Annotated in this window: 36 protein-coding genes; 3 read left to right on the top strand and 33 right to left on the bottom strand. The window is 65.8% G+C overall.

The window, feature by feature from the left end; translation table 11 throughout:
- Nucleotides 1-41 precede the first annotated feature (41 nt).
- Nucleotides 42-1,520, top strand: coding sequence for a DUF4403 family protein (locus tag AC3A5N_RS15435; RefSeq protein WP_487738207.1), 1,479 nt, complete (start codon nucleotides 42-44; stop codon nucleotides 1,518-1,520).
- 64 nt (nucleotides 1,521-1,584) lie between these two features.
- Nucleotides 1,585-2,916: an amidase family protein gene (locus AC3A5N_RS15430; RefSeq protein WP_487738206.1), complete on the top strand. Its 1,332-nt coding sequence runs from the start codon at nucleotides 1,585-1,587 to the stop codon at nucleotides 2,914-2,916.
- A 99-nt stretch (nucleotides 2,917-3,015) separates the two neighbouring features.
- On the opposite strand, the gene AC3A5N_RS15425 is transcribed toward AC3A5N_RS15430, so the two are convergent.
- Nucleotides 3,016-3,255 carry a hypothetical protein gene (locus AC3A5N_RS15425; protein ID WP_487738205.1) on the bottom strand — a complete coding sequence of 80 codons (240 nt, stop codon included), beginning with the start codon at nucleotides 3,253-3,255 and terminating at the stop codon, nucleotides 3,016-3,018.
- A 433-nt stretch (nucleotides 3,256-3,688) separates the two neighbouring features.
- Here AC3A5N_RS15425 and AC3A5N_RS15420 point away from each other — a divergent pair, with 433 nt between their 5' ends.
- Nucleotides 3,689-4,342 (top strand): trimeric intracellular cation channel family protein, encoded by a 654-nt coding sequence (locus AC3A5N_RS15420; RefSeq protein WP_487738204.1) that lies wholly within the window; start codon nucleotides 3,689-3,691, stop codon nucleotides 4,340-4,342.
- A gap of 18 nt (nucleotides 4,343-4,360) precedes the next feature.
- Here AC3A5N_RS15420 and AC3A5N_RS15415 read toward each other — a convergent pair whose 3' ends face one another.
- The 32 genes from AC3A5N_RS15415 to rpsJ all read right to left on the bottom strand — a co-directional run bounded on the left by AC3A5N_RS15415 (nucleotide 4,361) and on the right by rpsJ (nucleotide 25,963).
- Nucleotides 4,361-5,035: a hypothetical protein gene (locus AC3A5N_RS15415; RefSeq protein ID WP_487738203.1), complete on the bottom strand. Its 675-nt coding sequence runs from the start codon at nucleotides 5,033-5,035 to the stop codon at nucleotides 4,361-4,363.
- A 112-nt stretch (nucleotides 5,036-5,147) separates the two neighbouring features.
- Nucleotides 5,148-5,660 (bottom strand): hypothetical protein, encoded by a 513-nt coding sequence (locus AC3A5N_RS15410; protein ID WP_487738202.1) that lies wholly within the window; start codon nucleotides 5,658-5,660, stop codon nucleotides 5,148-5,150.
- Nucleotides 5,661-5,917: 257 nt separating this feature from the next.
- Complete coding sequence (locus tag AC3A5N_RS15405) at nucleotides 5,918-8,071, bottom strand: prolyl oligopeptidase family serine peptidase (protein ID WP_487738201.1); 2,154 nt, start codon at nucleotides 8,069-8,071, stop codon at nucleotides 5,918-5,920.
- Nucleotides 8,072-8,146: 75 nt separating this feature from the next.
- The gene (locus tag AC3A5N_RS15400; RefSeq protein WP_487738200.1) at nucleotides 8,147-9,574 is read right to left on the bottom strand and encodes a serine hydrolase domain-containing protein; all 1,428 of its coding nucleotides are present in this window, start codon (nucleotides 9,572-9,574) and stop codon (nucleotides 8,147-8,149) included.
- Nucleotides 9,575-9,732: 158 nt separating this feature from the next.
- The gene (gene rplQ, locus AC3A5N_RS15395; RefSeq protein WP_487738199.1) at nucleotides 9,733-10,155 is read right to left on the bottom strand and encodes a 50S ribosomal protein L17; all 423 of its coding nucleotides are present in this window, start codon (nucleotides 10,153-10,155) and stop codon (nucleotides 9,733-9,735) included.
- Nucleotides 10,156-10,347: 192 nt separating this feature from the next.
- Nucleotides 10,348-11,400, bottom strand: coding sequence for a DNA-directed RNA polymerase subunit alpha (locus tag AC3A5N_RS15390; protein WP_487738198.1), 1,053 nt, complete (start codon nucleotides 11,398-11,400; stop codon nucleotides 10,348-10,350).
- Between the two features lie 100 nt (nucleotides 11,401-11,500).
- On the bottom strand, nucleotides 11,501-11,890 hold the full coding sequence (rpsK, locus tag AC3A5N_RS15385) for a 30S ribosomal protein S11 (protein WP_047805755.1): 390 nt from the start codon (nucleotides 11,888-11,890) through the stop codon (nucleotides 11,501-11,503).
- A gap of 59 nt (nucleotides 11,891-11,949) precedes the next feature.
- The gene (gene rpsM, locus AC3A5N_RS15380) at nucleotides 11,950-12,318 is read right to left on the bottom strand and encodes a 30S ribosomal protein S13 (protein WP_487738197.1); all 369 of its coding nucleotides are present in this window, start codon (nucleotides 12,316-12,318) and stop codon (nucleotides 11,950-11,952) included.
- A gap of 357 nt (nucleotides 12,319-12,675) precedes the next feature.
- A complete protein-coding gene (locus tag AC3A5N_RS15375) occupies nucleotides 12,676-13,383 on the bottom strand; it encodes an SRPBCC family protein (protein ID WP_487738196.1) in 708 nt (235 codons plus the stop codon).
- Nucleotides 13,384-13,464: 81 nt separating this feature from the next.
- Nucleotides 13,465-14,109 (bottom strand): adenylate kinase, encoded by a 645-nt coding sequence (locus AC3A5N_RS15370; protein ID WP_487738195.1) that lies wholly within the window; start codon nucleotides 14,107-14,109, stop codon nucleotides 13,465-13,467.
- A 30-nt stretch (nucleotides 14,110-14,139) separates the two neighbouring features.
- Complete coding sequence (secY, locus tag AC3A5N_RS15365; RefSeq protein WP_487738194.1) at nucleotides 14,140-15,504, bottom strand: preprotein translocase subunit SecY; 1,365 nt, start codon at nucleotides 15,502-15,504, stop codon at nucleotides 14,140-14,142.
- Between the two features lie 104 nt (nucleotides 15,505-15,608).
- Entirely contained in the window at nucleotides 15,609-16,133 is a 525-nt protein-coding gene (gene rplO / locus AC3A5N_RS15360; RefSeq protein ID WP_487738193.1) for a 50S ribosomal protein L15, read from the bottom strand.
- A 162-nt stretch (nucleotides 16,134-16,295) separates the two neighbouring features.
- Nucleotides 16,296-16,481 carry a 50S ribosomal protein L30 gene (gene rpmD, locus AC3A5N_RS15355; RefSeq protein ID WP_129523959.1) on the bottom strand — a complete coding sequence of 62 codons (186 nt, stop codon included), beginning with the start codon at nucleotides 16,479-16,481 and terminating at the stop codon, nucleotides 16,296-16,298.
- Between the two features lie 5 nt (nucleotides 16,482-16,486).
- Complete coding sequence (rpsE, locus tag AC3A5N_RS15350) at nucleotides 16,487-17,377, bottom strand: 30S ribosomal protein S5 (protein ID WP_487738192.1); 891 nt, start codon at nucleotides 17,375-17,377, stop codon at nucleotides 16,487-16,489.
- Entirely contained in the window at nucleotides 17,377-17,721 is a 345-nt protein-coding gene (gene rplR / locus AC3A5N_RS15345; protein WP_487738191.1) for a 50S ribosomal protein L18, read from the bottom strand. The genes rpsE and rplR overlap by 1 nt, the downstream gene beginning before the upstream one ends.
- Nucleotide 17,722: 1 nt before the next feature.
- On the bottom strand, nucleotides 17,723-18,256 hold the full coding sequence (rplF, locus tag AC3A5N_RS15340; RefSeq protein WP_487738190.1) for a 50S ribosomal protein L6: 534 nt from the start codon (nucleotides 18,254-18,256) through the stop codon (nucleotides 17,723-17,725).
- Nucleotides 18,256-18,651 carry a 30S ribosomal protein S8 gene (rpsH, locus tag AC3A5N_RS15335; RefSeq protein ID WP_487738189.1) on the bottom strand — a complete coding sequence of 132 codons (396 nt, stop codon included), beginning with the start codon at nucleotides 18,649-18,651 and terminating at the stop codon, nucleotides 18,256-18,258. Before rpsH ends, rplF begins: the two co-directional genes overlap by 1 nt.
- An 11-nt stretch (nucleotides 18,652-18,662) precedes the next feature.
- The gene (gene rpsN / locus AC3A5N_RS15330; protein ID WP_487738188.1) at nucleotides 18,663-18,968 is read right to left on the bottom strand and encodes a 30S ribosomal protein S14; all 306 of its coding nucleotides are present in this window, start codon (nucleotides 18,966-18,968) and stop codon (nucleotides 18,663-18,665) included.
- Between the two features lie 43 nt (nucleotides 18,969-19,011).
- A complete protein-coding gene (gene rplE, locus AC3A5N_RS15325; RefSeq protein ID WP_487738187.1) occupies nucleotides 19,012-19,596 on the bottom strand; it encodes a 50S ribosomal protein L5 in 585 nt (194 codons plus the stop codon).
- A complete protein-coding gene (rplX, locus tag AC3A5N_RS15320) occupies nucleotides 19,589-19,909 on the bottom strand; it encodes a 50S ribosomal protein L24 (RefSeq protein WP_119511510.1) in 321 nt (106 codons plus the stop codon). The genes rplE and rplX overlap by 8 nt, the downstream gene beginning before the upstream one ends.
- Complete coding sequence (gene rplN, locus AC3A5N_RS15315; protein ID WP_061924894.1) at nucleotides 19,909-20,277, bottom strand: 50S ribosomal protein L14; 369 nt, start codon at nucleotides 20,275-20,277, stop codon at nucleotides 19,909-19,911. Before rplN ends, rplX begins: the two co-directional genes overlap by 1 nt.
- Nucleotides 20,278-20,380: 103 nt before the next feature.
- Nucleotides 20,381-20,656: a 30S ribosomal protein S17 gene (rpsQ, locus tag AC3A5N_RS15310; protein WP_487738186.1), complete on the bottom strand. Its 276-nt coding sequence runs from the start codon at nucleotides 20,654-20,656 to the stop codon at nucleotides 20,381-20,383.
- 11 nt (nucleotides 20,657-20,667) lie between these two features.
- Complete coding sequence (gene rpmC, locus AC3A5N_RS15305) at nucleotides 20,668-20,877, bottom strand: 50S ribosomal protein L29 (protein WP_191984692.1); 210 nt, start codon at nucleotides 20,875-20,877, stop codon at nucleotides 20,668-20,670.
- Between the two features lie 2 nt (nucleotides 20,878-20,879).
- Nucleotides 20,880-21,311, bottom strand: coding sequence for a 50S ribosomal protein L16 (gene rplP / locus AC3A5N_RS15300; RefSeq protein ID WP_487738185.1), 432 nt, complete (start codon nucleotides 21,309-21,311; stop codon nucleotides 20,880-20,882).
- A gap of 15 nt (nucleotides 21,312-21,326) precedes the next feature.
- Nucleotides 21,327-22,022 (bottom strand): 30S ribosomal protein S3, encoded by a 696-nt coding sequence (rpsC, locus tag AC3A5N_RS15295; protein WP_487738184.1) that lies wholly within the window; start codon nucleotides 22,020-22,022, stop codon nucleotides 21,327-21,329.
- A 1-nt stretch (nucleotide 22,023) separates the two neighbouring features.
- Nucleotides 22,024-22,401, bottom strand: coding sequence for a 50S ribosomal protein L22 (rplV, locus tag AC3A5N_RS15290; RefSeq protein WP_487738183.1), 378 nt, complete (start codon nucleotides 22,399-22,401; stop codon nucleotides 22,024-22,026).
- On the bottom strand, nucleotides 22,401-22,676 hold the full coding sequence (rpsS, locus tag AC3A5N_RS15285) for a 30S ribosomal protein S19 (RefSeq protein ID WP_487738182.1): 276 nt from the start codon (nucleotides 22,674-22,676) through the stop codon (nucleotides 22,401-22,403). Before rpsS ends, rplV begins: the two co-directional genes overlap by 1 nt.
- A gap of 6 nt (nucleotides 22,677-22,682) precedes the next feature.
- Complete coding sequence (rplB, locus tag AC3A5N_RS15280) at nucleotides 22,683-23,519, bottom strand: 50S ribosomal protein L2 (protein ID WP_487738181.1); 837 nt, start codon at nucleotides 23,517-23,519, stop codon at nucleotides 22,683-22,685.
- A gap of 23 nt (nucleotides 23,520-23,542) precedes the next feature.
- Nucleotides 23,543-23,851: a 50S ribosomal protein L23 gene (locus tag AC3A5N_RS15275; protein ID WP_119511502.1), complete on the bottom strand. Its 309-nt coding sequence runs from the start codon at nucleotides 23,849-23,851 to the stop codon at nucleotides 23,543-23,545.
- On the bottom strand, nucleotides 23,844-24,479 hold the full coding sequence (gene rplD, locus AC3A5N_RS15270) for a 50S ribosomal protein L4 (RefSeq protein ID WP_487738180.1): 636 nt from the start codon (nucleotides 24,477-24,479) through the stop codon (nucleotides 23,844-23,846). Before rplD ends, AC3A5N_RS15275 begins: the two co-directional genes overlap by 8 nt.
- A gap of 2 nt (nucleotides 24,480-24,481) precedes the next feature.
- Nucleotides 24,482-25,366, bottom strand: a complete 885-nt coding sequence (rplC, locus tag AC3A5N_RS15265) for a 50S ribosomal protein L3 (RefSeq protein WP_487738179.1) — start codon at nucleotides 25,364-25,366, stop codon at nucleotides 24,482-24,484.
- Between the two features lie 285 nt (nucleotides 25,367-25,651).
- Nucleotides 25,652-25,963 carry a 30S ribosomal protein S10 gene (gene rpsJ / locus AC3A5N_RS15260; RefSeq protein ID WP_006831877.1) on the bottom strand — a complete coding sequence of 104 codons (312 nt, stop codon included), beginning with the start codon at nucleotides 25,961-25,963 and terminating at the stop codon, nucleotides 25,652-25,654.
- Nucleotides 25,964-26,103: the final 140 nt, after the last annotated feature.

Genomic DNA, 26,103 nt, shown 5'->3' with positions numbered 1-26,103 from the left:
CCGGGTATATCTGCATCCAGGGCAACAGGATGCAGCGATCCATGGCGATCGGTCGAATTGCCGCATTGGTGGCCCTCGTGGCCGCGTTCGCGCTGGCGGGTTGCAAGAAGGATGCCCCCGCCGGCCCGCCACCGCGAGCCGAGGGCACGATCGAGGTTCCGCCGCAATCCTCCGTCATTGCCGTGCCAGTCACGGCCGACCTGTCCGAGCTTCGCACCGCGCTCGAACGGGAAGTGCCGCGCACGCTGTGGACGATCGACCGAAAGGGGGAAACCTGCGTCGCCTCGGAACAGGTCGAGGTCGCCTTCGTCAAGCTCAAGACGCCGCGGATCAAGTGCGACATCGTCGGCCGGGTCACCCGCGGTCGGCTGACGTTCGAAGGGCGCGGGCAGCGGATCGTGGTCACCATGCCGATCCACGCCGAAGTGCGCGCCCAGGACATCGCCGGCGTGTTCAAGCAAGAGACCGCGACCGGCGACGCGCGGGTGCGGGCAGTGGTCGATATCACGCTCAACCGCGACTGGACCCCGCGCGGCACGGTCGACATCGAGTACGACTGGACCGACGCGCCGCACATCGACTTCCTCGGCCAGCGCATCGAATTCACCAGCAGCGCCGACGCCAAGCTCAAGGGCGTGGTGGCGCGGCTGGAGCGCACGCTGCCGCGCGAGATCGCCAAAGTGCAGCTCCGCAGCGAGGTCGAACGGCTGTGGAGCAAGGCCTTCACCTCGCTCCAGCTCAACGAGTCCAACCCGCCGGTGTGGATGCGCATCACCCCGCAGGAACTGCAGTACGGCGGCTTCACGCTCTCCGGCAACCGGATCGAGGTGCAGCTCGGCATGAAGGCGCGTACCGAGACGTTCGTCGGCGACCGGCCCGCCGATCCGGCCGCAACGCCGCTTCCGCCGCTCGAGGAACTCGACGAGGAGCCCGGCAAGCTCGTGTTCTTCATCCCCGTGATCGCGGACTATGCCCAGCTCGAGCCGGTGATCGCCGAGGCCCTGGCGAAGCGCGCGCAGCGGCCCTTCGCCCTCCCCGGCATCGGTGCGGTGGACGCACGTTTCGGCGAGGTCGAGGCCTATGGCACCACCGGCGGCCGCCTGGCGGTGGGTGTCACCTTCACCGCCACGCCCCGGGACCGCGCGCTCGGCCCCGCCAGCGGTACGGTCTGGCTGACGGCGAGGCCGGTCAACGCCGAGAACTCGCGCGAGGTTTCCTTCCGCGACCTCGAAGTCACCGGTGATACGAACCGCACGGGCGCGGATCTGCTGCTCGACCTCGCCAATTCTCCGGGCTTCTCCCAGACGATCGCGCTGGCGCTCGCCCAGAACTTCGAGAACGACTACGACGAACTCCTGGCGAAGATCGGGCGGGCGATCGAGAGCAAGCGCGAAGGTGACCTGCTGATCCGCGCACGGATCGAGGAAGTGCAGACCGGCCGGCTGACCGCAGCGGGACAGGGGCTCTACCTGCCGGTCCGCGGCACGGGGACGGCGTCGATCACGCTCGCCCCGCGGTGAGCCTCGGCGCTTGCAAATCAGGCCCGTTTGCCCATGCTGCGGCGCGAACGGGAGATAAGATCGAATGATTCCGACATTGACCGACCAGCCGGGCGCAATCGCGCTCGCGGCGCAGATCCGCAGCGGGGAGCTGTCGCCGCTCGAGGCGGTCGATGCGGCGATCGCGCGGATCGAGGATCGGGACATGCAGATCGATGCAGTCGTGGTCCTGGATTTCGAGCGCGCGCGCGAAACGGCCGAGGCACTCGACGGTCAAACGCCGGGCGAGGATCGCCCGCTGTTCGGCGTGCCGATGACGATCAAGGAAAGCTTCGACATCGCCGGCCTGCCGACCTCGTGGGGACACGAGCAGTTCGCCGGAAACATCGCCAAACGCGACGCACGGATCGTGCAGAAGCTCAAGGCGGCGGGCGTGATCTTCATCGGCAAGACCAATGTGCCGCCCGACCTGGCCGACTGGCAGTCGCGCAACCCGGTCTACGGCCGCACCCGCAATCCGCACGATACCAGCCGCAGCCCGGGCGGCTCCTCCGGCGGCTCGGCGGCGGCCGTCGCGAGCGGCATGGTGCCGTGCGAGTACGGCACCGACATCGGCGGATCGGTCCGTGTGCCGGCGCACTTCTGCGGCGTCTGGGGGCACAAGACGAGTTGGGGCCTCATATCGAAGCACGGCCACGATCATCCGATGATGGCCGGCAGCGATGCGCACGACGGCGCGCTTTCGATCGCCGGGCCACTTGCGCGCAATGCCGAGGATCTCGCCCTCCTGCTGCAGTTGACCGCATCGATCCCGATGCACGCGCGCGGCAAGCGGCTCACCGATTGCCGGCTGCTGCTGGTGACCGACTATCCGGGAAGCCCGGTCGACGCCGCAGTGCTCGGTCCGATCGAGGCGGCGGTCGCGGCGCTGGAAGCCGCAGGCGTGCGAGTGGAGCGCACGACCGACCTGCTGCCGGATCTCGCCCGGCAGCAGCAGGACTACATGAAGATGCTCAACATCGCGATGGCGCGCGGCATGCCCGCGCCCGACGGCAGCCGCGCGACCGCGACCGACTGGTTCAACCTGCTCGACGCCCAGGCCCGCAACGAAGCGGCGTGGCACGCGCTGTTCGAGACTTACGACTTCGTCCTCGCTCCGCCCGCCCCGGTGCTTGCGATCCCGCACCGCGAGGGGCGCGTGTTCGACGGTACGCTGACGATCAACGGGCGCGAGGAAAACGCGGCCGCGGGCCTCGCCTGGGCCGGGATCGCGACGTTCCCCAATCTGCCCTCGACCGTGCTGCCGGTCGGCGCGACCGACGGCCTGCCTTGCGGCATGCAGGTGATCGGCCCGCGCTGGTCCGACCTCGACTGCATCGCCGCGGCCAAGGCGATCGGGGAAGTGCTGCACGGTTAAATGATTGCGTTCGGATCCGACTGCAACTTGTCGGCGCGTACGGTCTCAAAAATGCCTTCAGCTCAGCTGGCTCCTAGCGAGCGGGTCAGGGACTATGTTTCATCGGCGAAAGAATCGGGACGCGAAGCCAATCACTCGCTTCATCATCACCGGAACGGGCCAAAAAAGAACAATGAGCACGATCCAAGTGATAGGATTGTGATACGGATTTTCGTTCTCGAACGAGCCGCCGGCGCAGTTGAACAAGCAGCCCTCGTCGAACGCGAATACGCCAACTAGCGTGAAGACGGCCACATAGAGCGCAGCATAGGCTAACAGCAGGATATCGATCGTCTTCATTGCCACCTGCCTCCAGTTCGTCTGACGAGCCGCCGCCCCCTTCTTCGGAAACCACTCATGGCTACCGCAGAGGGATGGGGGAAGCCGGTTTTTGCGCCAACAGTAAGCGCGCCTCTTTCATTGAGACGAAAATCAGGCCCGCACCCATGGCAGTAACGTGTGTACGAGCGCTCGAAATTGAGCCCGTAACGAGTTATAGCCGTAGCAATGGCGGGGATCCATGCTCGCTCGGCCATGGGACCCTGACTCCCGGTCTCGCGGAAGTCCCGTGGGCGTAAGCGCACCTTGTGAAGCTCTCAGGCTCGACCAAGCCGCCTGAGACCGCGCCTTCACAGCGGGTTCGGGAAAGAATTCAATTTGACTTGAGGTTTGTGCCCTGATGAACCCACGCCGCCCGTTTCATCGCGCGTGAAACCGGCCTAGGACGGGCGCCATGTTTCCCGACGCACCCGCCCTGCCCCCTCTGCTAGACCTCGCCGGCACCGCGATTTTCGCGCTCACCGGTGCGCTGCTCGCGGCGAGGTTGCAGCAGACGTTCGTCACCATGGCGTTCTTCGCGCTGGTGACGGGTGTGGGTGGCGGGTCCTTGCGCGACATGCTGATCGGCGCGCCGGCCTTCTGGCTGCGCGATCCCTGGGTGGCGCTGGTGATCTTCGTCACGGCGCTGATCGCCTGGTTCACGCCGCGCCGCTGGTGGGAGGGGAGCCTGCTCGAATGGGCCGATGCGGCCGGCATGGCGGCCTTCGCCGTGCTCGGCGCGGCCAAGGCGCTCGCCTATGGCGTCGACCCGTTTCCGGCTGCCGTTCTCGGCATCATCACGGGCTGTGCGGGCGGCGTGGTGCGCGACGTGATCGCGGGCGTACCGTCGATCATAATGCGGCCAGAGCTCTATGTTACCGCCGCCGCGCTCTCGGCGAGCCTGACGGTAATCGGCACTGTTGCGGGCCTGCCCGATGCGGCGGCATGGACCGTGGCCTGGGCCGCCGGCTTCGCGCTACGCGGCGCGGCGATCCGCTGGCAGCTCGCGCTGCCGACTTACCGCGAGCGCGAGCGGAGGAAGAAGGAGGATGCGGAGGCGGAACGCTGACCGCTCCGCGGCCGCGCCTCAGTAGCCTTCGTAAGTCTCGCCCGGCAACGGACCGCCGGGATAGGCCGGCTGCAGGGGTGCCGTGCCGCCGTCCACACGGTCCCAGGCAGCGGCATAGGTCTCGTCGTTCCACTGATTGCCGTGCGCCTCGGTGGTATAGCTCACCCCGCCTTGGCCGTAGTCGATGTCGGAAATGCGCCCGTCGTTGCCGATCCGGCAGGTGAAGCGCCCGCCGTCGTAGAGCGAGCCGTTCACGCGCCAGCCGCCCGCGGCCCGGTCCACGCCGTCAACCGAGGCCACGCGCACGTCGCGCTCGATTTCCGCCACGCACATCTCGGCCGCGCGGTCGAGTCCGTCGCTCTGGTAGCTCGGCTGGGGATAGCGATAGTCGGCGCGCGGTTCGTCTCGATTGTTGTCGAAGGCGCCCGCAAGCGCAGCGATGCCGCCGATGAGGACCGCGCCAGCGATCACATCGCCAGCGTCGATGCCGTTGTCGCGATGCCGCCAATGGCGGTGCCGGTGCCGCGAGCGCGAACGTTCGGCGGCGACGCTTTCGGCGCTCCAGACGGCCTGCGCGTCGTGCGCGACTGCCGGGCCGCGCGTGGGCAGCTCGGCCGCGACGGCGGGCGTCGCAGCCATGGCGAGCGCAGCGGCGCTCGCGAGCGTGGCGGAGATCTTCGAGATGCGGCTCATGGGCCCGGTGCCTTCCAAACGGCGGCATTCTGCCGCTCGATTGCGGAAAGGACTAGACGGTCCAGGATTTCGACATCCTGAACCGCCCGGTCCGTCGTGTTCTGCCTCGGCCTCAGCTCAGGCCGCGGATGCCGTCGTAGTCGATGTCGTAGACCCGGCCACGGTCGATGCGGCAGGTGAACTTGCCGCTGTCGTAGCCGCGGCCACGATCGTAGCGGTCGTAGCCGTAGCGGCTGTAGCGATCGTAGCGCCCGTCGACCGTCATGCGGCCCTTCACGCGCAGATCGCCCCGGCGGCCATCGACGTCGCGGATTTCGGTGACGTTGGCATAGCGGTAGCCGTAGCGGCGCGCGTTGTTCTCGACCGCGGCAACGCAGCGCTCGATCGCGCCGCGCGGGCCGTAGTTGTTGCCACGGTAGCGGTTGCGATAGCGGTCGTCGTCGCCATCGAAGGCGCCGGCGAGCGCGGCAATGCCGCCGATGATCACTGCGCCGGCGATCACGTCGCCGACGTCGATGCCATCGTCGCGGTCGTAATAATCGCGCGCCATCGCGGGCGCAGCTGAAGTCATCGCCATCGCACCTGCGGCGACGGTTCCGACCAGGGCTTTGGAAATGGTCTTCATGGGTCGTTCCTCCGTCGGCGGAAGCGAACTGCTCCCGACTGCGATGCCCTTTGTAGACGAGTCGCAGTGAGACGAGGCTGAATCGGGGCGACAGCCTTCGTTCAGGAAATTCAGGAACAACATGAATGGCCTCGCCGCCCACGCGAAGGCAAGGGCTCGGCTGATGCTCGTGTCGTGCAGTCGGGCGCCATCAGCGAATTGCGCGTGGCACCCGACCGCGTCTTTCCCGGCCCCTGCTCTCACAGGGACGACGAAGCTTATTCCTCCGTCGAGCCCTCCGGCACGGCCAGGCCGGTCCAGTGCGCGAGGAAGCTGAGCACGTCGGCCCCTTCCTCGATCGCCTTGTCGGTCGGCTTGCCGCTGCCGTGGCCGGCGCGGGTCTCGATGCGGATCAGGTGCGGCTTGTCGCCCACGTCGGCGGCCTGGAGCGCGGCGGCGTACTTGAAGCTGTGCCCCGGGACCACGCGGTCGTCGGTATCGGCCGTGGTGACGAGCATCGCCGGATAGTCCACGCCCGAGCGGATGTTGTGATACGGCGAGTAGGCACGCAGGACCTTGAAGTCCTCCTCCTTGGACGGATAGCCGTAATCGTCGACCCAGTAGCGGCCGGCGGTCCAGCGGTCGAAGCGCAGCATGTCCATCACGCCCACCGCCGCATTGGCGGCGTCGATCAGGTCGGGCCGCTGGTTGGCCACCGCGCCGACCAGCAGGCCGCCGTTCGATCCGCCCTGGATCGCGAGACCCTCGGGCGTCGTGTAGCCGTTCGCTTTCAGGTACTCACCCGCGGCAATGAAGTCGTCGAACACGTTCTGCTTGTTGTGCAGGCGCCCGGCGTCGTGCCACGCCTTGCCGTATTCGCCGCCGCCGCGGATGTTGGCGAGCGCGAAGACGCCGCCCGCCTCGAGCCAGGCCATGCGCGCGGCCGAGAAGCTCGGGGTGAGCGAGATGTCGAACCCGCCGTAGCCGTAGAGCAGCGTCGGCGCGGGGCCGGTCACGTCGTTGCGGCGGACGATGAACATCGGCACGCGGGTGCCGTCTTTCGAGGTGTAGAACTGCTGCTCGGTGACGAAGCGCGCCGGGTCGAACGTCAGCTCGGGCTCGGCGAAGGTGCTCGTCTCGCCCGTGTCGATGTTCAGGCGGTAGATCGTGCCCGGCCGGTTGAAGCTGGTGAAGGTGTAGAACGTCTCCGGATCGCCCGGCTTGCCGCCGAAGCCGCCTGCGGTGCCGAGCTCGCCCAGCTCGATATCGTCGAGCGGGTCCCCTTCGAGGTCGTAGACCGCCGCGCGGGTCGTGGCGTCCTTGAGGTAGGTGACGATCAGTTTGTCACCGACGATCGAGGCGCCGTCGATCGGCTGCTCGGTCTCGGGCACGATCGTCGTCCAGGTCGGCGTCGGCGCGGAAAGGTCGGCGGTGACGATGCGGTAGCGGGGCGCGTCCTTGTTGGTGACGAAGAACGCCTTGGTGCCGATCGTGTCGATCGGGTTCCAGGCGTTCTCGAACCCGGTGACGAGCGGCTTCGCGTCCCACTTGCCGCTCGGGTCCTGCAGGTCGATGACGTGCACTTCGTACTTCGCGTCGGTGCCGAGCGAGCTGATGACGAAGCCCCAGCGCCCGTCGTCGGACACGCCGAGGCCGTGGCCGCGCTCCGGATGCTCGGGCGTCGCGAAAACCATGCGGTCCTCCGACTGCGGGGTGCCGAGCTTGTGGTAGTAGACCGCCTGATTGTAGTTCAGCGCCTGGAAGTCCTGCCCTTCCTCCGGCTCGGGAAAGCGCGAGTAGAAGAAGCCTTCGTTGCCGAGCCACGAGATGCCGGTGAACTTGGCCCAGCGGATCTCGTCTTCCAGCGGCTGCCCGGTCTCCACGTCGAGTACGCGGATGATGCGCCAGTCGGTCCCGCCGTCCTGCACCGCATAGGCGAGCAGCGAGCCGTTCTGCGACGGCTCCCACCCGGCGAGCGCGGTCGCGCCGTCATCGGCCCAGGTGTTCGGATCGATCAGCAGCCGCGGCTCCGCATCGAGGCCGTGGCGGACATAGAGCGGGCTCTGGTTCTGCAGGCCGGTGTTGCGGGTGTAGAAATAGTACTCGCCGGCCTTCTGCGGGATGCCGAAGCGCTCGTAGTCGAGCAGCGCGCCGATGCGCTGCTTGAACCAGTCGTTGCCGGGCAGTGCCTTCAGATAAGTGTCGGTGAAGGTGCTCTGCTTCTCGACCCAGGCCGCAACTTCGGCATCGTTGCGCACGTCCGCCTCGAGCCAGCGGTATGGGTCGGCGATCTCCTCGCCGAAGAGCGTCTCGACGACGTCGCCGGTGCGGGTTTCGGGATATGCGGGCAAGGGAACCTCTTCGGCTGTGAGCGGCGCTGCAAGGGCGAGCGAAACGGCAGAAGCCGCGAGCGCGGCGGAACGAAGGCGCATGGTAATCTCCCGAAAGACCGATCCAGAGTCGTTGCCGATGTAACCGCCTGACGCGGCTTTGCAATCGGTCAGGGATCAGTTGTCCAGCGCGGCGAGCACGTCGCGGGTGAAGGCGGCGATATCGAAACCATTGCCGGGCGGATCCTCGCCGCGGCGAACGATGACGACATCGCGGCTCGGCACGATCACGACGTATTGCCCGCGGTTGCCCATGGCGGCGAAAGTGTCGGGCGGAATGCCTTCGGACTTGTTGAACAGCCAGAAGCCCGCGCCATAGCCGAAGTCGCCGTCCGGCTGCGGGCCGCTCGGGCTGGATACGTAGGCTGCCCAGTCCTCGGGCAGCAGGCGCTCCCCGTTCCACACGCCGCCCTCGAGGTAGAGCTGGCCGAGCGCCGCGAGATCGCGCGCGGTCGACCAGACCTGGCTGGAGAGGATGTAGTTCCCCTGCCAGTCGGTCTCCGCGACGGTGTCGTGCATGCCGAGCCTGGCGAAGAGCTCCGCCGGCGGATGCTCGGCGAATGTGTCCTCGATCGCTTTCACCGCCATCAGCGTGTCGTTGTTGGCGTAGCGGAATACGCCTCGCGGCTTCGTCGTGACATAGAGGTTCCCTCGATCATCTTCCACACTGGAGGTTACCACCTGCTCGAAAGGAGGTGAGATCAGGGGCCAAGGCGCCGCCGCCTCGTCGACCGTCGCTCCACCAAAATAGATCGGGTCTGTACGGTTACCTGGCGTGTCCGAGTAACGTCCAGACGCCATTCGAAGAAGCGCATCAAGCGTAATGGCACCGCGTGGATCGCCCGGATTCTGCCATGCTGCGATCCGGGCAGGAGCATGGACACGCGCCGCCCCTCTTTGCACCGCCGCGCCGACGAGCGTCGCAGCGATGCTCTTGGCGACCGACCAGGTCCGCTGGGGCGTGTCCGGGCCGAAGCCTTCGACATAGCGCTCGCCGAGCGTGTTTCCGCCGCGTCGGACCAGAACGGCAGTCGTGCGCGCGCCTTCACCGTAGGCCGGCGAGAAGCCGCGCTCGAGCGCGGCGGTCAGCGCCTCAGCCGTGGGTTGTACGACCGGAGCGGAGGGGTGGGTCGCCTGCCGTGTGGAGGACTCTGCCGGCGGGGGCTCCCCGCCGACCGGGAGCAGCGCGCAGCCCTTGCCCGCGTCGTGCACCGCGTAGCGTGGCGGCATGTCGTCCGCCCAGGTGGCGGAGACGTGGCGGACCTGCGCGGCGCCATCGCTCGCCCGAACGATCTCGTAGGGCAATTCGCCCACGATCCCGTCCAGCGGCGCCTGAATGCCGGTGAGTTCCCACTGCACCACGCTCTCCGGCGTCCGCTCCGCGCCGGCGCGTTCGGCGTTGGCGATCGCGCTGCACAGGAACAGCGCCTTGTAGCCGGCGGCAAGCGCGCGGTCGTAGCGGGCGTCGAGCGCCTCCTGCTGGCTTTGCGCGAGGGTGGGAACGGGCGCGAGCAGCGCGGCGGCGGCGAGAGCGTGGCGGATCATGGGCCGCGTTGTGCCACGCGTTCGCGCCCAGTCAAACGAAAGGGCCGCGGAGTTTCCCCCGCGGCCCTCGCGAGCCCCCGCGAAGGCGGGGGCCTCAGGCAGGTAATGGTATGCGTGTGGCACGCGGTCCCCGCCTTCGCGGGGACTCACGCTTTGCCTCAGGCTTCTTCGAACTCTTCCTCGTCATTCATGACGGGGCCGGAGTCCTGGCCCTTGGCCTCGACGTCGCGGTCGACGAGCTCGATTACCGCCATCGGCGCGGCGTCGCTGGCGCGGAAGCCGGCCTTGATCACGCGGGTGTAGCCGCCGTCGCGGTCGGCATAGCGCTCGGCGAGAACGTCGAACAGCTTCTTGAGCTGGGTCTCGTCACCGAGACGGCTCATCGCCAGGCGGCGGTTGCTGAGGCCGCCGCGCTTGGCGAGCGTGATCAGCTTCTCGACGTAGGGGCGCAGTTCCTTGGCCTTGGGGGCCGTAGTCATGATCTGCTCGTGCTTGATCAGCGCGGCGGCCATGTTGCGGAACAGGGCCTTGCGGTGGCCGGTCTTGCGCTGCAGCTTGCGGCCTGAAATTCCGTGACGCATTTCTCGTTACTCCGTTCGTAAGGGGGCCGTACGAGGTACCCCGGTCCTGGCCGAATTGAGGGTCGGCCGTCCCTCTCTCCCCTTCAGGGGAGAGATACGAAGACTTGCGTGCGCAGCACGCTAGTCGAAGTTGAGAGGGGGTCGCGTTGCCCCCTCTCCCAACCCTCTCCCGCAAGGGGAGAGGGCTATTCGTCAGCCAAGCAGTTCCTGCTCGAGCTTCTTGGCCATCTCTTCGATGTTCTCCGGCGGCCAGCCAGGGATGTCCATGCCGAGGCGCAGACCCATCGAGCTCAGGACTTCCTTGATCTCGTTGAGCGACTTGCGACCGAAGTTCGGCGTGCGGAGCATCTCGGCCTCGGTCTTCTGGACCAGGTCGCCGATGTAGATGATGTTGTCGTTCTTGAGGCAGTTGGCCGAACGGACCGACAGCTCGAGCTCGTCCACCTTCTTGAGCAGGTAGCGGTTGAGCTGGTTGGCGTCGCTCTCTTCCGGCTGCGCGGCGTGGCCGATCATGGCCGAGCTCGGCTGCGGAATGCCTTCCTCGAAGTGGACGAACAGCGTGAGCTGGTCCTGGAGGATGCGCGCGGCATAGGCCAGCGCGTCTTCCGGGGTCACGGTGCCGTCGGTCTCGACCGTCAGGCTCAGCTTGTCATAGTCGAGTTCCTGCCCGACGCGGGCGTTCTCGACCTTGTAGCTGACCTGGCGGACCGGCGAGTAGAGCGAGTCGACCGGGATCAGGCCGATCGGCGCATCGGCCGGACGGTTCTGCACCGCAGGAACATAGCCCTTGCCGGTGTCGGCAGTCAGCTCCACGTTGAACGTGGCGCCTTCGTCGAGGTGACAGATCACGAGATCCTTGTTCATCACCTCCATATCGCCCGAAACGGCGATGTCGCCCGCGGTCACGGCGCCGGGGCCGGTCTTCGAAAGCTGCAGGCGCTTGGGGCCCTCGCCTTCCATCTTGAGCGCGATCTGCTTCACGTTGAGCACGATGTCGGTCACGTCCTCGCGCACGCCGGCAAGCGAGGAGAACTCGTGCAGCACGTTCTCGATCTTGATCGAGGTGATCGCCGCGCCCTGGAGGCTGGAGAGGAGCACCCGGCGCAGCGCGTTGCCGAGCGTCAGGCCGAAACCGCGCTCGAGCGGTTCTGCGACGAAAGTGGCCGTGCGCGACTTGCTGCCGGCCTTGATCTCGAGGCTGTTGGGTTTCTTGAGTTCCTGCCAGTTCTTGGTGTTGACGGCCATGGATTTCCCCTAGGGTTCAGATACGGGCAGGACCGGCTGCGCTGGTGGGCGCGTCCGGTCCGTCAGGGTCGGCGGCATGACACCGCCGGGCAGGTACGGATCAGACGCGACGGCGCTTCGACGGCCTCACCCCGTTGTGCGGGATCGGGGTGACGTCGCGGATCGAGGTGATGGTGAACCCGACGGCGGCGAGACCGCGCAGCGCGCTCTCACGGCCCGAACCGGGACCCTTCACTTCGACCTCGAGGGTGCGCACGCCGTGTTCGGCGGCTTTCTTGCCCGCGTCGTCCGCGGCGACCTGGGCGGCGTAGGGAGTCGACTTGCGGCTGCCCTTGAACCCCATCATGCCGGCGCTGGACCAGCTGATCGCATTGCCCTGCGCATCGGTGATGGTGATCATGGTGTTGTTGAAGCTGGCGTTGATGTGCGCGACGCCGCTCGAGATGTTCTTCTTGTCGCGCCGCCTGATCCGGCCTGGTTCGCGTGCCATGGGCTGAGTATCCTGTTCTTAAAAAGAAGTGATGAAAGCGAAGCTGCGAAAGCGTTCGCTTACTTCTTCTTGCCCGCGATGGGCTTCGCCTTGCCCTTGCGGGTACGGGCGTTGGTGTGCGTGCGCTGACCGCGAACCGGCAACTGGTTGCGGTGACGCAGGCCGCGGTAGGACCGGAGGTCCATCAGCCGCTTGATGTTCATCGCGGTGTTGCGGCGCAGGTCGCCCTCGACGGTGTGATCGCTGTCGATCGTCTCGCGGATCTGCAGGACTTCCGCATCGGTCAGATCCTGCACGCGGCGCGAATGATCGATGCCCAGCTTGTCGGCGATCCGCACGGCCGTGGTGCGGCCGATACCGTGAATGTAGGTGAGCGCGATGATCACGCGCTTGTTGGTGGGGATATTTACCCCGGCAATACGAGCCACTTACTTCTCCATGCTCCACAGGGACCCGGCCGGCCGGTTCGCAAGCGAACTGGTGGCGACCCCCTATCTCAACGCTGTCGTTCATCGGCATGGCCGGAGCCGGAATGGCAAAAAGCCCGGATGGCGCGCTACGAAGGCTGCCGCCTGCCAGACTTGTCCGCCCAACTATCCCGAAATGCCGAATGAACGGCGCGCTTAGGGTGATTCGCTGCGCACGTCAACCGCAATGCGCGCGCATACGAGCACGCCGCCGAATATGGGCTGGCTGCTCGATAATGCAAGCCGATGCTATAGCAGCTTGCGCACGCCGGCAAAAGCCTTCCGTCGGATTTACCATGATGCATGCTCCGGTGGCGGTCATGCTCCGTCGGAGAGATCGCCGAAGGCCTCTTCGACGCTCGGCTTCTTCTCGGGCGGCGCATCGGCTTCGTCCTCAGCGGGGTCGTCGGCACCCGCTGCTTCAGCATCGGCACCCTCCTCCCCCGTGTTCTCCTCGGCCGGAGCATCGACCGGGCCGAGCAGCGCGGCAAGTCCGGCGAGCTGCTGGCTCATCACGCCGTCGACCGCCTCCGCGATTGGGGGCACCTCGTACCGCATGTAGCCGCCGACGACATATTCGAAGGTGATCGCGGTGCCCTGCTCCACTTCGGCCAGCGCAATGGTAAGCACGCCGGTCACCGCCTCGCTCTGCAGCGGCCCCAGGGCTCCGCGCATCCGCAGCGCCTTGTCGGGGGCGGCGTGGACCACGACCATGTGCTGAACGCTGCCGGCGAGGCCGACATCCCCCTTCGTCTCCACTTCGGGAATGCGCTCGCAGAAGCAGCCGCCGGCCTGGGGCGTGATCGAGAGGTTCGCCGGGTCGCCCGACCAGGTGTGCGCCTCGTTCCACCACTTCGCCGGCGAGATCAGCGCCATCCACGCCTCCCGCGGAGTTGTTTCGACGGTCACCGTGTCGCGGGTGACGAAACCCGCCGCGTCCTGCTTCACGACTTTTGCCCCGGCAGTCGCGGGCGCCAGCGCCGCGGCGGCGGCCAAGGCCAGCACGGCCATGCGAATCTTCGGCATCGTCAATCCTCCCCCTGCCGCGCTGCTATTCCATAGCTTGGAGCGCGCGCAAAGGCCCACCGATAGCCAGGGGAATGGCGGTCAGCCGAGGATTGCGTCGATCGCGCGGGTCACGTCCTCGATGCCGGCCATGCCGTCGACCCGGCTGACGATCCCGCGTTCCTCGTAGATCGGCAGGATCGGCGCGGTCTTGGCGCGGTACTCGGTCATGCGGGTGCGGACGGTTTCCTCGTTGTCGTCGGGCCGCCGCTTGAACTCGGCGCTGCCGCACTTGTCGCACACGCCCGCAACTTCGGGCTGCTTGAAAGTGTCGTGATAGCCGGCACCGCACTGGGCGCAGGTGAAGCGGCCGGTGATGCGTTCGACCAGCGCGTCCTCGTCGACCTCGAGCTCGATCACGTGATCGAGCGTGCGGCCGTGGCTGGCGAGAATGCGGTCGAGCGACTCCGCCTGGCCGGCGGTGCGCGGATAGCCGTCGAAGATCGCGCCGACGTCCTTGCCCATCGCGGTCAGCTCGGCATCGATCAGTTCGGAGACGATCTCGTCCGAAACGAGCTCGCCGCGATCCATCACTTCCTTGGCCTTGAGGCCGACCGGTGTGCCCTGCTTGACGGCGGCCCGCAGCATGTCGCCGGTCGAGAGCTGGCGCATGCCGTGCCGCTGCTCGAGGCGTTGCGCCTGCGTGCCCTTGCCCGCCCCCGGAGGGCCCAAGAGGATGATGTCCAAACCGCTTCCCCTATCTTCGCGCCAATCCGATCAGCGCATGCGGCCTTTGAGTTTCGCCTTCTTGATCAGGTCGCCGTACTGGTGCGCCAGCAGGTGCGACTGGATCTGCGTGATGGTGTCGACGGTGACGTTGACCACGATCAGCAGGCTGGTGCCGCCCAGGAACAGCGGAATGCCCGTCTGAGCGATCATGTATTCGGGGATCACACAGACCAGGGTCAGGTAGATCGCGCCGATCACGGTGATGCGCGTGAGAACGTAGTCGAGATATTCGGTCGTGCGCTTGCCCGGGCGGATGCCGGGGATGAACCCGCCGTTCTTCTTCAGGTTCTCGGCCGTTTCCTCCGGGTTGAAGACCACGGCAGTGTAGAAGAACGTGAAGAAGACGATGCCCGCGGCATAGAGCGCCATGTAGATGGGCTGCCCGTGCGCGAGGTACTGGTTGAGCCAGACGATCACACTGCCGAAGGTGCTCTCCGTATCGACCTGGTTGCCGGCGAACTGGCTGATCGTCAACGGCAGCAGCAGCAGCGAGCTGGCGAAGATCGGCGGGATCACGTTGGCGGTGTTGAGCTTGAGCGGCAGGTGGCTGCGATCCGCCTGCATCACGCCGCGCTGGGTCGCTCGCTTCGGATACTGGATCAGCAATCGTCGCTGCGCGCGTTCCATGAAGCAGATGAACAGGATCAGGATCACGATCATCGCCAGGAAGCCGATGATCAGCACCGGCGAGATCGAGCCGCTGCGGCCGCCTTCGAACAGGTTCGTGGCGAAGCTCGGGAACTGGGCGACGATACCGGCCATGATGATCAGCGAGACGCCGTTGCCGATCCCGCGGCTGGTGATCTGCTCACCCAGCCAGAGCAGGAACATCGTGCCGCCGACGAGGCTGATGACCGCACCGACGCGGAACATCACGCCGGGCTGGACGACCGCCTGCAGCCCGCTCTGCGCGCCGTAGGCCTCGAGGCCCGAGGCGAGGAACCAGCCCTGGATCGCGCACAGGAACACCGTGCCGTAGCGGGTGTACTGATTGAGCTTCTGCCGCCCGCTCTGGCCTTCCTTCTTGAGCGCGGCCAGCGAGGGATGGAGCGCTGCCGCGAGCTGGATGACGATCGAGGCGGTGATGTAGGGCATGACGCCGAGCGCGATGAGACTCATGCGCTCCAGGCTGCCGCCCGAGAAAGTGTTGAAGAGATCGAGGATTCCGCCGCGCGCGGTATCGTAGAGATCCTGGAGCACCAGCGGATTGACGCCGGGAAGCGGAATGAAGCTCAGGAACCGGAACACGATCAGCGCACCGATCGTGAACCAGATACGATTCTTGAGCTCGGTCGCTTTCGAGAAGTTGGCGAGACTGAGATTGCTCGCGATATTGTCGGCGCGTGATGCCATGAGAAATGCTTGTGCCCTAACTCGGCGCCGGACCCTCCCGGCTCGGAAAGGCTAGATAGGGTGCGGGAGGCACGATGTCGAACCCCCCGCCCCTATTTTTGCCGTTACTTGGCTTTGGCAGCCTTGTTGGCTTCGCGCCGGGCGGTCTTCTTCTCGTGCTCCGAGGGCTTCGCCTCGGGCAGTTCGACCGAACCGCCGGCCTTCTCGACCGCCTCGATCGCACCCTTGCTGGCGCCGGCGACCTTGAACTGGACCTTGGTCTTCAGTTCACCCTTGCCCAGCAGACGGATGCCGTCCTTGCCGCCGCGCGCGAGGCCAGCGGCGCGGAGCGCCTCGTCGTCGACGACCTTGCCGGCGTCGAGCTTCTTGGCGTCGATGAACTTCTGGACCATGCCGATGTTCACCTCGGCAAAGTCCTTGCCGAACGGGTTGTTGAAGCCGCGCTTCGGCAGGCGCATGTGCAGCGGCATCTGGCCGCCCTCGAAGCCCTTCACGGCGACGCCCGAACGGCTCTTCTGGCCCTTCTGGCCGCGGCCGCCGGTCTTGCCCTTGCCCGAACCGATGCCGCGTCCGACGCGGATGCGGCCCTTGCGGGCACCGGGGTTGTCACGGATGTCTGTCAGTTTCATGGTCTTGCACTCGCTTTCGCTTTGTTCGCGCTGTCGCTCTCTCCCCTTCAGGGGAGAGATACGAAGACTTGTGCCCGCGCATGCGGGTACTAGTCGGAGTTGAGAGGGGATCACGTTGCCCCCTCTCCCAACCCTCTCCCCTTGAGGGGAGAGGGCTTAAGCTCAGTCGACGATCGTCACCAGATGCGGGATCTTGGCGATCGCGCCGCGCACCTCGGGGGTGTCCTGGCGCTCGACGACCTTGTGCATCTTGTCGAGGCCCAGACCGACGAGGATCTTGCGCTGGCTTTCCGGACGGCGGATCGGCGAACCGATCTGCTTGATCTTGATGGTTTTCTTGTCGGCCATCTCGATTACTCCGCCATAGCTGCAGCGTCGGCTTCAGCCTCTGCCGCGCTGGCGCCACCGCGACCGAGAAGGTCGGCGACCTTCTTGCCGCGACGCTGGGCGACCGACTTCGGCGAAGTCTGGTCGGTCAGCGCGTCGAACGTGGCGCGGATCATGTTGTAGGGGTTCGAAGTGCCGACCGACTTGGTCACCACGTCGGCAACGCCCAGGCTCTCGAACACGGCGCGCATCGGACCACCGGCGATGATGCCGGTACCCGGAGGCGCGGTGCGCACGGTGACCTTGCCGGCGCCGAAACGGCCCTTGCCGTCGTGGTGCAGCGTGCGGCCTTCCTTGAGCGGAACGCGGATCATCTTCTTGCGCGCAGCAGCGGTCGCCTTCGAAATCGCCTCCGGCACCTCGCGCGCCTTGCCGTGGCCGAAGCCGACGCGGCCCGAACCGTCGCCGACAACGACCAGCGCCGCAAAGCCGAAGCGCTTGCCGCCCTTCACCGTCTTCGAAACGCGGTTGATGTGGACGAGCTTCTCGATGATGCCGTCGTCTTCTTCCTCGCGGCGGCCACCGCGACGATCGTCACGGCCGCGGCCACGGCCACGGCCGCCACCATCGCGTCCGCCGGCGCCGCCGCCACCACCACGGCCGCCACGGCCGCGCGGCTGCGAAGCGTCGCCGCCCTGGGTCGACTGGTTGTCGGCCGCCTCGGTCGGTGCAGTGGTCGAGGTCGGCGTCGAGCCGGCGTTGTCGACCTTCGGCTCCTCGGCAGTTGCCGGAGCGGCTTCGGTCTCGGCCACAGCTTCGGCCTTGGCCTCGGTCGTTTCCGCCTGGGTCTCTTCGACCTTGGCGTCCTCGACCTTCGGGGTCTCGGTGTTCTCGGTGTTGTTTTCTTCAGCCATCATCAGAACTCCAGCCCGCCTTCGCGGGCGGCGTCGGCCAGCGCCTTGACGCGGCCATGGAACAGGAAGCCACCGCGATCGAAGACGACGGTGGTCACGCCCGCCTTCTTGGCGGCCGCGGCGATGTCCTTGCCGACCTGCTTGGCAGCTTCGACATTGGCGCCCGAGGCCTTCCCGCCCAGCGTCGAGGCGGCGGCAAGCGTCTTGCCCCCGGCATCGTCGATGATCTGGGCGTAGATATGCTTGCCGGTGCGGTGCACCGACAGGCGGGGGCGATCGCCGGCGCGGCTGCGCAGAGCCGTGCGGACACGGCGACGGCGGCGTGCGAACAGGGAAAGCTTGGCCATCTTACTTCTTCTTCCCTTCCTTGCGGAAGATGTACTCGCCGCGGTACTTGATGCCCTTGCCCTTGTAGGGCTCGGGCTTGCGCCAGCGGCGGATCTCGGCGGCGAACTGACCCACGGCCTGCTTGTCGATCCCGCTGATCTCGACCGTGGTCTGATCGGGGGTCTTCACTTCCAGGCCTTCGGGCACGTCAAGGTCGACGTCGTGGCTGTAGCCGAGCTGAAGCTTGAGCTTCTTGCCCTGCGCCTGCGCCCGGTAGCCGACGCCCGAAATCTCGAGCACCTTGGTGTAGCCGTCGGTCACGCCTTCGACCAGGTTGGACACCAGCGTGCGCTGCATGCCCCAGAAGTCGCGCGAACGACGGGTGTCGTTCGCCGGCTTGACGCTGATCTCGTCGCCTTCGAGCTTGTACTCAACGTCGTCGACCAGCCCCAGCGAAAGAGTGCCCTTGGGCCCCTTCACGGTGAGCGTGCCGTTGTCGATCGTGGCGGTGACCCCGCTCGGGATCGCGACCGGTCTCTTGCCGATGCGGCTCATCAGAACACCTCCGCCAGCACTTCGCCACCGACGTTGTGCGACCGGGCTTCCGCATCGGAAAGCACGCCGCGGGGCGTCGAGACGATGGTGATGCCGAGGCCGTTGCGGACGGTCGGAAGTTCCTTGGAACCCGAATAGATCCGGCGGCCGGGCTTGGAGACGCGGGCGACGTGCTTGATCGCAGGTTCGCCCTCGAAGTACTTCAGTTCGATCCGCAGCGCGGGGTGCTTCCCGGTCGAGTCCTCGCTGTAGCCACGGATGTAGCCTTCGCGCTGGAGGACTTCGAGCACGTTTGCACGCAGCTTGGACGCCGGCGAAAGGACGCTGTCCTTCTTCGCCTGCTGCCCGTTGCGGATGCGGGTGAGCATGTCACCCAGGGGATCGGTCATAGCCATCTGTCAGATCCTCACCAGCTCGACTTGGTCAGGCCCGGAATCAGGCCCTTGTTGCCGAGATCGCGCAGTTCGATGCGGTTGAGACCGAACTTGCGGTAGTAGCCGCGCGGGCGGCCGGTGGTGGTGCAGCGGTTGCGCACACGTGTCGGGTTCGCGTTACGCGGGATCTCCGCCATCTTCAGACGCGCGATCAGACGTTCGCCCTCGTCGAGCGACTCGTCGTCCGCGATCGCCTTCAGCTGGGCGTACTTCGCAGCGTACTTCTTCACGAGCTTCTTGCGACGCTCGTTCTTGTTGATGGAACTCAGTTTCGCCATTGGACTTAAGCTCTCTTTGCTTTCCTAGCGTTCAGGGGGCCGCTCACGCGGCCTCCTTCTCTTCGGCGTCCTGCTCTGCAGGGAACGGGAAGCCGAACAGACGCAGCAGTTCGCGGGCTTCCTCGTCGGTCTTCGCCGTCGTGGTCACGATGATGTCCATTCCCCGGACCTTCTCGATCCTGTCGTACGAGATCTCCGGGAAAATGATCTGCTCCTTCAGGCCCATCGCGTAGTTGCCGTGCCCGTCGAAGCTCTTCGGGTTCAATCCGCGGAAGTCGCGGATGCGCGGCATGGCTACGGTCACGAGACGGTCGAGGAACTCGTACATGCGTTCGCGGCGCAAGGTCACCTTGCAGCCGATCGGCATGCCTTCACGCAGCTTGAACTGCGCGATCGACTTCTTGGCCTTGGTGATCACCGGCTTCTGGCCGGCAATCAGGGCCATTTCCTCGGCCGCGGTCTGGACCTTCTTCTTGTCCTGGCTCGCCTCGCCCACGCCCATGTTGAGCGTGATCTTCTCCAGGCGCGGGACCTCGAGCCGGTTCTTGTAACCGAACTTCTCGGTCATCGCCGCGACGATCTGGTCGTCGTAGCGGGTCTTCATGCGAGGGGTGTAGTTGTCAGCCATCGATGGTCTCCCCGGACTTGACGGCAACGCGGACCTTCTTCCCGTCGCGCTCCTCGAAGCGGACGCGGGTCGGCTTGCCGTCCTTGGGATCAGCCACGGCAACCTTCGAGATCGGCATTGGCGCTTCGAAACGGTCGATGCCACCCTGCGGGTTGGCCTGGCTCGGCTTGCGGTGACGGGCAGCGACGTTCACGCCCTCGACGACGATCTTGCCATCCTTCGGCATGACCTTCTGGACGGTGCCGGTGCGGCCCTTGTCCTTGCCCGAGAGCACGACGACGCTGTCGCCCTTCTTGATCTTCGCGGCGGCCATTACAACACCTCCGGAGCGAGCGAGATGATCTTCATGAACCCGCGCCCGCGCAGCTCGCGGACGACGGGGCCGAAGATACGCGTGCCGATCGGTTCCTCGTTCTTGTTGACGAGGACCGCGGCATTCGAATCGAAGCGGATCACGCTGCCGTCGGGACGGCGCACGTCCTTCTTGGTGCGAACGATCACCGCACGGTGAACGTCGCCCTTCTTCACGCGGGCACGCGGCTGCGCTTCCTTCACGGAAACGACGATCACGTCGCCGACGCTCGCGGTGCGGCGCTTCGACCCGCCCAGCACCTTGATGCACTGGACGCGCTTCGCGCCGCTGTTGTCCGCGACGTCTAGGTTCGATTGCATCTGAATCATCGATGCGGTTCCTTCTTACCTGGCTTGCCGGAACCCGTCCGGCAGTTCCAAAAACGCCTGTCCTCGTCAAAGCCGAGGATCGGTTGAAATCACTTGTCTGCGACTAGGCCTCGAGATCGGCCTCGATCGCCTGGACGCCGCCCGCGATGACGCGGTCGATCACCTTCCACGTCTTGGTCTTGGAGATCGGTCTAGTCTCCTCGATCCGGACGGTGTCGCCCAGCTTGTATTCGTTGGTCTCGTCGTGCGCGTGGTACTTCTTCGAACGGCGGATGATCTTCCCGTAAAGCGGGTGCTTCACCTTTCGCTCGACCAGCACGGTGACGGTCTTGTCGGTCTTGTCGGAGGTGACAGTCCCGATCAGGATACGCTTCGGCATTGTCTAGCTCCTCAAGCCTTGGCTGCCGCGGCGGCGGCGCGCTCGTTCTGCAGAGTCTTGATCTGCGCGATCGAGCGGCGAACCTGGCGGATCCGCGCCGGGGCTTCCAACTGGTTGGTCGCCGCCTGGAAGCGGAGGTTGAACTGCTCGCGCTTGAGCTCGGTGAGCTGCGCGTCGAGCTGGTCGTCGGACTTCGTGCGGAGGTCTTCAATCTTCGTCATGATCAACCCTCCAGGTGCGAGGTGTCGCCGAGACGGGCGACGACCTTGGTCTTGATCGGCAGCTTCATCGCCGCGCGCTCGAACGCTTCGGCGGCGAGCGGACCGGCAACACCGTCGAGCTCGAACAGGATCCGGCCCGGCTTCACGCGGGCGGCCCAGTATTCGACCGAACCCTTGCCCTTGCCCTGACGGACCTCGGCAGGCTTCTTCGACACCGGCACGTCGGGGAACACGCGGATCCACAGGCGCCCCTGGCGCTTGATGTGGCGCGTGATCGCACGGCGTGCGGCCTCGATCTGGCGGGCGGTGATCCGCTCCGGCTCCAGGGCCTTGAGGCCGTACGAGCCGAAGTTCAGCGCGGTGCCACCCTTGGCGTCGCCCTTGATCCGGCCCTTGAAGGCCTTGCGGAACTTGGTTTTCTTCGGTTGCAGCATTGCTCTTACCTAATCTCAGCGAGCCGGACGGACGCCGGAGGTCTGCGATTCCATCATCAGGCGGTCCTGCGCCGTCGGATCGTGGCCGAGGATCTCGCCCTTGAAGACCCACACCTTGATGCCGATGATGCCGTAGGCGGTCAGCGCCTCGGCTTCGGCATAGTCGATGTTCGCGCGCAGCGTATGCAGCGGCACGCGGCCTTCGCGGTACTGTTCGACACGCGCGATTTCCGCACCGCCGAGACGGCCGCCGCAGACGATCTTGATGCCTTCGGCACCCAGACGCATGGCGGACTGCATCGCGCGCTTCATCGCCCGGCGGAACGCCACGCGGCGGATAAGCTGGTCGGCGATACCCTGCGCGACGAGCTTGGCATCGACTTCCGGCTTGCGGATCTCGACGATGTTCAGCTTCACCTCGCTCGCCGTCATGGACGAAAGCCTGGAACGCAGCTTCTCGATGTCGGCGCCCTTCTTGCCGATGATGACGCCCGGCCGCGCGGCATAGATCGAAACCCGGCACAGCTTGGCCGGACGCTCGATCACCACCTTCGAGATCGCCGCCTGGGGCAGGCTCTCGATGATGTGCTTGCGGATCTCGATGTCTTCCTTGAGCAGCCGCGCATAGTCGCGCCCTTCGGCGTACCAGCGGCTGTCCCAGGTGCGGTTGATCTGCAGGCGCAGACCGATCGGATTGCTCTTCTGGCCCATCTTACGCCTCTTCCTGCTCGCGAACCACGATGCGCAGCCGGCTGAACGGCTTGAGGATGCGGGTGCTCTTGCCGCGTCCGCGCGTGTGGAAACGCTTCATGGTGATCGACTTGCCGACGGAAGCTTCCGCAACCACCAGCGCGTCGACATCCAGGTCGTGGTTGTTCTCCGCATTGGCGATCGCCGAGGCGAGCACCTTCTGCGCATCGCGCGCCATGCCCTTCTTCGAGAAGGCGAGAATGCTCATCGCATCCTCGGCCTTCTTGCCACGGATCAACTCGGCAACGAGGTTCAGCTTCTGCGCCGAACCACGGATCGTGGTGCCGACGGCCAGAGCCTCGTTCTCCGCGACGCGGCGGGGAGCTTTCTGCTTGCCCATTAGCGCTTACCCTTCTTGTCGGACGCGTGACCCGGGAAGTTGCGCGTGGGCGCGAATTCACCGAGCTTGTGACCGACCATGTCTTCCGAAACGGAGACCGGGATGAACTTTTGGCCATTGTAGACGCTGAACGTCAGGCCGACGAACTGCGGCAGGATCGTGCTGCGACGCGACCAGGTCTTGATCGGCGCACGGCCACCCGCTTCCTGTGCGTCTTCAGCCTTCTTGAGAAGGCTGAGCTCGACGAACGGACCTTTCCAGACGGAACGAGCCATGTCCGATTACCTCTTCTTCTTGGCGTGGCGCGAACGGATGATCATCTTGTCCGTCGCCTTGTTCTTGCGGGTCCGGGCGCCCTTGGTCGGCTTGCCCCACGGAGTGACCGGATGGCGGCCACCCGACGTGCGGCCTTCACCACCGCCATGCGGGTGGTCGACCGGGTTCTTGGCGACGCCGCGGGTGAGCGGCTTGATGCCCATCCAGCGGCGGCGGCCGGCCTTGCCCAGGTTCTGGTTCTGGTTGTCGGGGTTCGACACCGCGCCAACCGTACCCATGCAATCCGCCCGCACGTAGCGCTGCTCGCCCGAGTTGAGGCGCACCATCACCATGCCGCGGTCGCGGCCGACGAGCTGGACGTAGGCGCCGGCCGAACGGGCGATCTGGCCGCCCTTGCCCGGCTTCATCTCGATGTTGTGGCAGATCGTGCCGACCGGCATCTGGCCGAGCAGCATCGCGTTGCCGGGCTTGGTGTCGGTCCGCTCGCCGGCGATGATCTTGTCGCCCACGGCCAGGCGCTGCGGCGCCAGGATGTAGGCCAGCTCGTCGTCGGCGTACTTGATCAGCGCGATGAAGGCGGTGCGGTTGGGATCGTACTCGATCCGCTCCACGGTGCCTTCGACGTCCCACTTACGACGCTTGAAGTCGATATAGCGGTACTTCTGCTTGTGACCGCCGCCCATGCCGCGCGAGGTGACATGACCCTTGTTGTTACGGCCGCCCGTCTTGCGCTTGCCTTCCGTCAACGACTTGACCGGCTTGCCCTTGTACAGGCCGGACTTGTCGACGAGAATCAGGCCGCGGCGCGCGGGGCTCGTCGGTTTGTAGTTCTTGAGTGCCATCTTACGATCCTATGTCCCTGGCCTCAGATGCCGCCGGTGACGTCGATCGAGTCACCTTCCGCCAGCGTAACCACCGCCTTCTTGAGGTCGCTGCGCTTGTAGGGCTTGCCCTTCCAGCGCTTCGTCTTGCCCTTCACGACAATGGTGTTCACGCCCTTCACCTTCACATCGAACAGCGCTTCGACCGCTTCCTTGATCTGCGGCTTGGTCGCATCGTTCGCCACCTTGAAGACGACACCGTTCTGCTCCGAGAGCAGAGTCGACTTCTCGGTGATGTGGGGGCTGAGGATCACGTCGTAGTGACGCGCATCGATTTCCTGCTTCTTAGCCATTGAAGCGCGCCTCCAGCTTTTCGACCGCGTCCTTGGTGAGGACGAGCATGTCGTGCTTCAGGATGTCGTAGACGTTGGCGCCGATCGCGGGGAGCACGTTGACCCCCTTGAGGTTGCCGGCGGCCTTCTTGAAGCCTTCGTTCACGGCCTCACCGTCGATCACCAGCACCTTGCCGTTCCAACCGTTCTTGCCGATCGCTTCGGCGACGGCCTTGGTCTTGGCGTCCTTGAGATCGAGGCTGTCGACGACCACCAGGCCGTCCTTCGCCTTGCTCGAAAGCGCCATCTTGAGGCCGAGCGCACGGATCTTCTTGTTCAGCGAGACGTCGAAGTCGCGCAGCCTGGCGCCGTGCGCCTTACCGCCGCCGATGAAGATCGGAGCCGCACGATCGCCGTGACGAGCCGTACCGCCGCCCTTCTGGCGACCGAACTTCTTGCCGGTGCGCGCGACGTCGGACCGCTCGCGAGTCGGGCGGGCAGTGCCGCGCCGGTTCTCGAGCTGCCAGGTGACGACCCGGTGCAGGATGTCGGCGCGCGGCTCGACGCCGAACACGGCGTCATTGAGCTCGATGTCGCCCGACGCGCCCGAAACCTTGGTGCCGTCGAGTTTCTGGACCTTGACCTTCACGATCAGGACTCCTTGCTCTCGCCGTCGGCAGTGCCTTCGGCCTTGTTCTCTTCGCCGGTCGCGGGAGTGACATCGTCACCGGCCCCAGCCTGCTGCTCTTCGGCGAGCTTCGCCTGCTGTTCGGCGTCGACCTGCTGGTGCACTTCGTGCTCGGCAGCGCTCTCGACCAGACCCGGTGCGGCTTCCTCGTGCTCCGGAGCAGCGCTCTTCTTCTCAAGGATCGCGCCGGGGAACGGCACGCCTTCGGGAACCGGCAGCTTCACCGCGTCACGAACCAGCAGCCAGGCGTTCTTCGCGCCCGGGACCGAGCCCTTGACGAACAGAAGGCCGCGGTCGGCGTCGGTGCGTACGATCTCGAGGTTCTGCTGCGTGCGCTGGCGGTCGCCCATGTGGCCGGCCATCTTCTTGTTCTTGAAGACGCGGCCCGGATCCTGGCGGTTACCCGTCGAACCATGCGAACGGTGGCTGAGCGAAACGCCGTGCGTCGCGCGCAGACCGCCGAAGCCCCAGCGCTTCATCGCACCGGCAAAGCCCTTGCCCTGCGTGTGGCCGGTGATGTCGACCTTCTGCCCGGCGACGAAGTGCTCGGCACTGATCGTCGAACCGACCGGCATCAGGCCTTCCTCGTTCTCGACGCGGAACTCGGCGACTTTCATCTTCAGCCCGACTTCCGCCTTGGCGAAGGCTTCGCGCTGCGGTTTGTTCACGTTCTTCTGCTTGGCTTCGCCCGAACCGACCTGGAGCGCGAAATAGCCATCGCGATCGGCGGTGCGGTGCGAAACGACCTGGCAGTCTTCCAGTGCGAGAACGGTCACGGGCACGTGCCGGCCATCCTCCTGGAACAGGCGGGTCATCCCGACTTTCTTTGCGATAACGCCGGTGCGCATCGTAAGACTCCTAAAACAGAGGCACCCCCGGCCCATCCGAAGGTGCGTGACAGCCCTGGTTGTGATGCGTCGCCCCGTCCGGGCTGAGTGCCTTCCGAAGAAGGCGAGACGGGGGACGCAGACCCGGCAGCGTGCCGGCGGTATCCCGATGTCGTCGAGAGTCCCCGCGAAGGCGGGGACCTCAGGCCGCTAACGCGACCGCGATATCAGCCCAATCGTTTAAAGTCCGATCAGGAGGACTGAGACCCCCGCCTGCGCGGGGCTGCACTCGCATAAACCTTCGGTTTAAGCGAGCTTGATTTCCACGTTCACGCCCGCGGCGAGATCGAGCTTCATCAGCGCATCGACCGTCTGGGCGTTGGGCTGCACGATGTCGAGCAGCCGCTTGTAGGTGCGCACCTCGAACTGCTCGCGCGACTTCTTGTCGATGTGCGGGCCGCGGTTCACGGTGAACTTTTCGATACGCGTCGGCATGGGAATGGGGCCACGAATGAGAGCACCCGTACGACGCGCTGTATCTGCGATTTCACCAGTCGCCTGGTCGAGAACGCGGTGGTCGAACGCCTTGAGGCGAATGCGGATGTTCTGAGCTTCCATTACCTATACCGATGCGAAAGAGCCAAGGAGCGTTCCGCTCCCCAAAAAAGAAAGGCCAGCCCCGCCTCCCGGGAAACCCGGTCAGGGGCGGCCCCCTTCGAAAAATCTGACCGGCGGAGGAACGAATCCCCCGCCGGTCG

Source organism: Pelagerythrobacter sp. Soil_C_18 (assembly GCF_057657235.1).
Note: the sequence above shows the minus strand (reverse complement) of the source record. Positions and strands in the feature narration are given on the sequence as shown.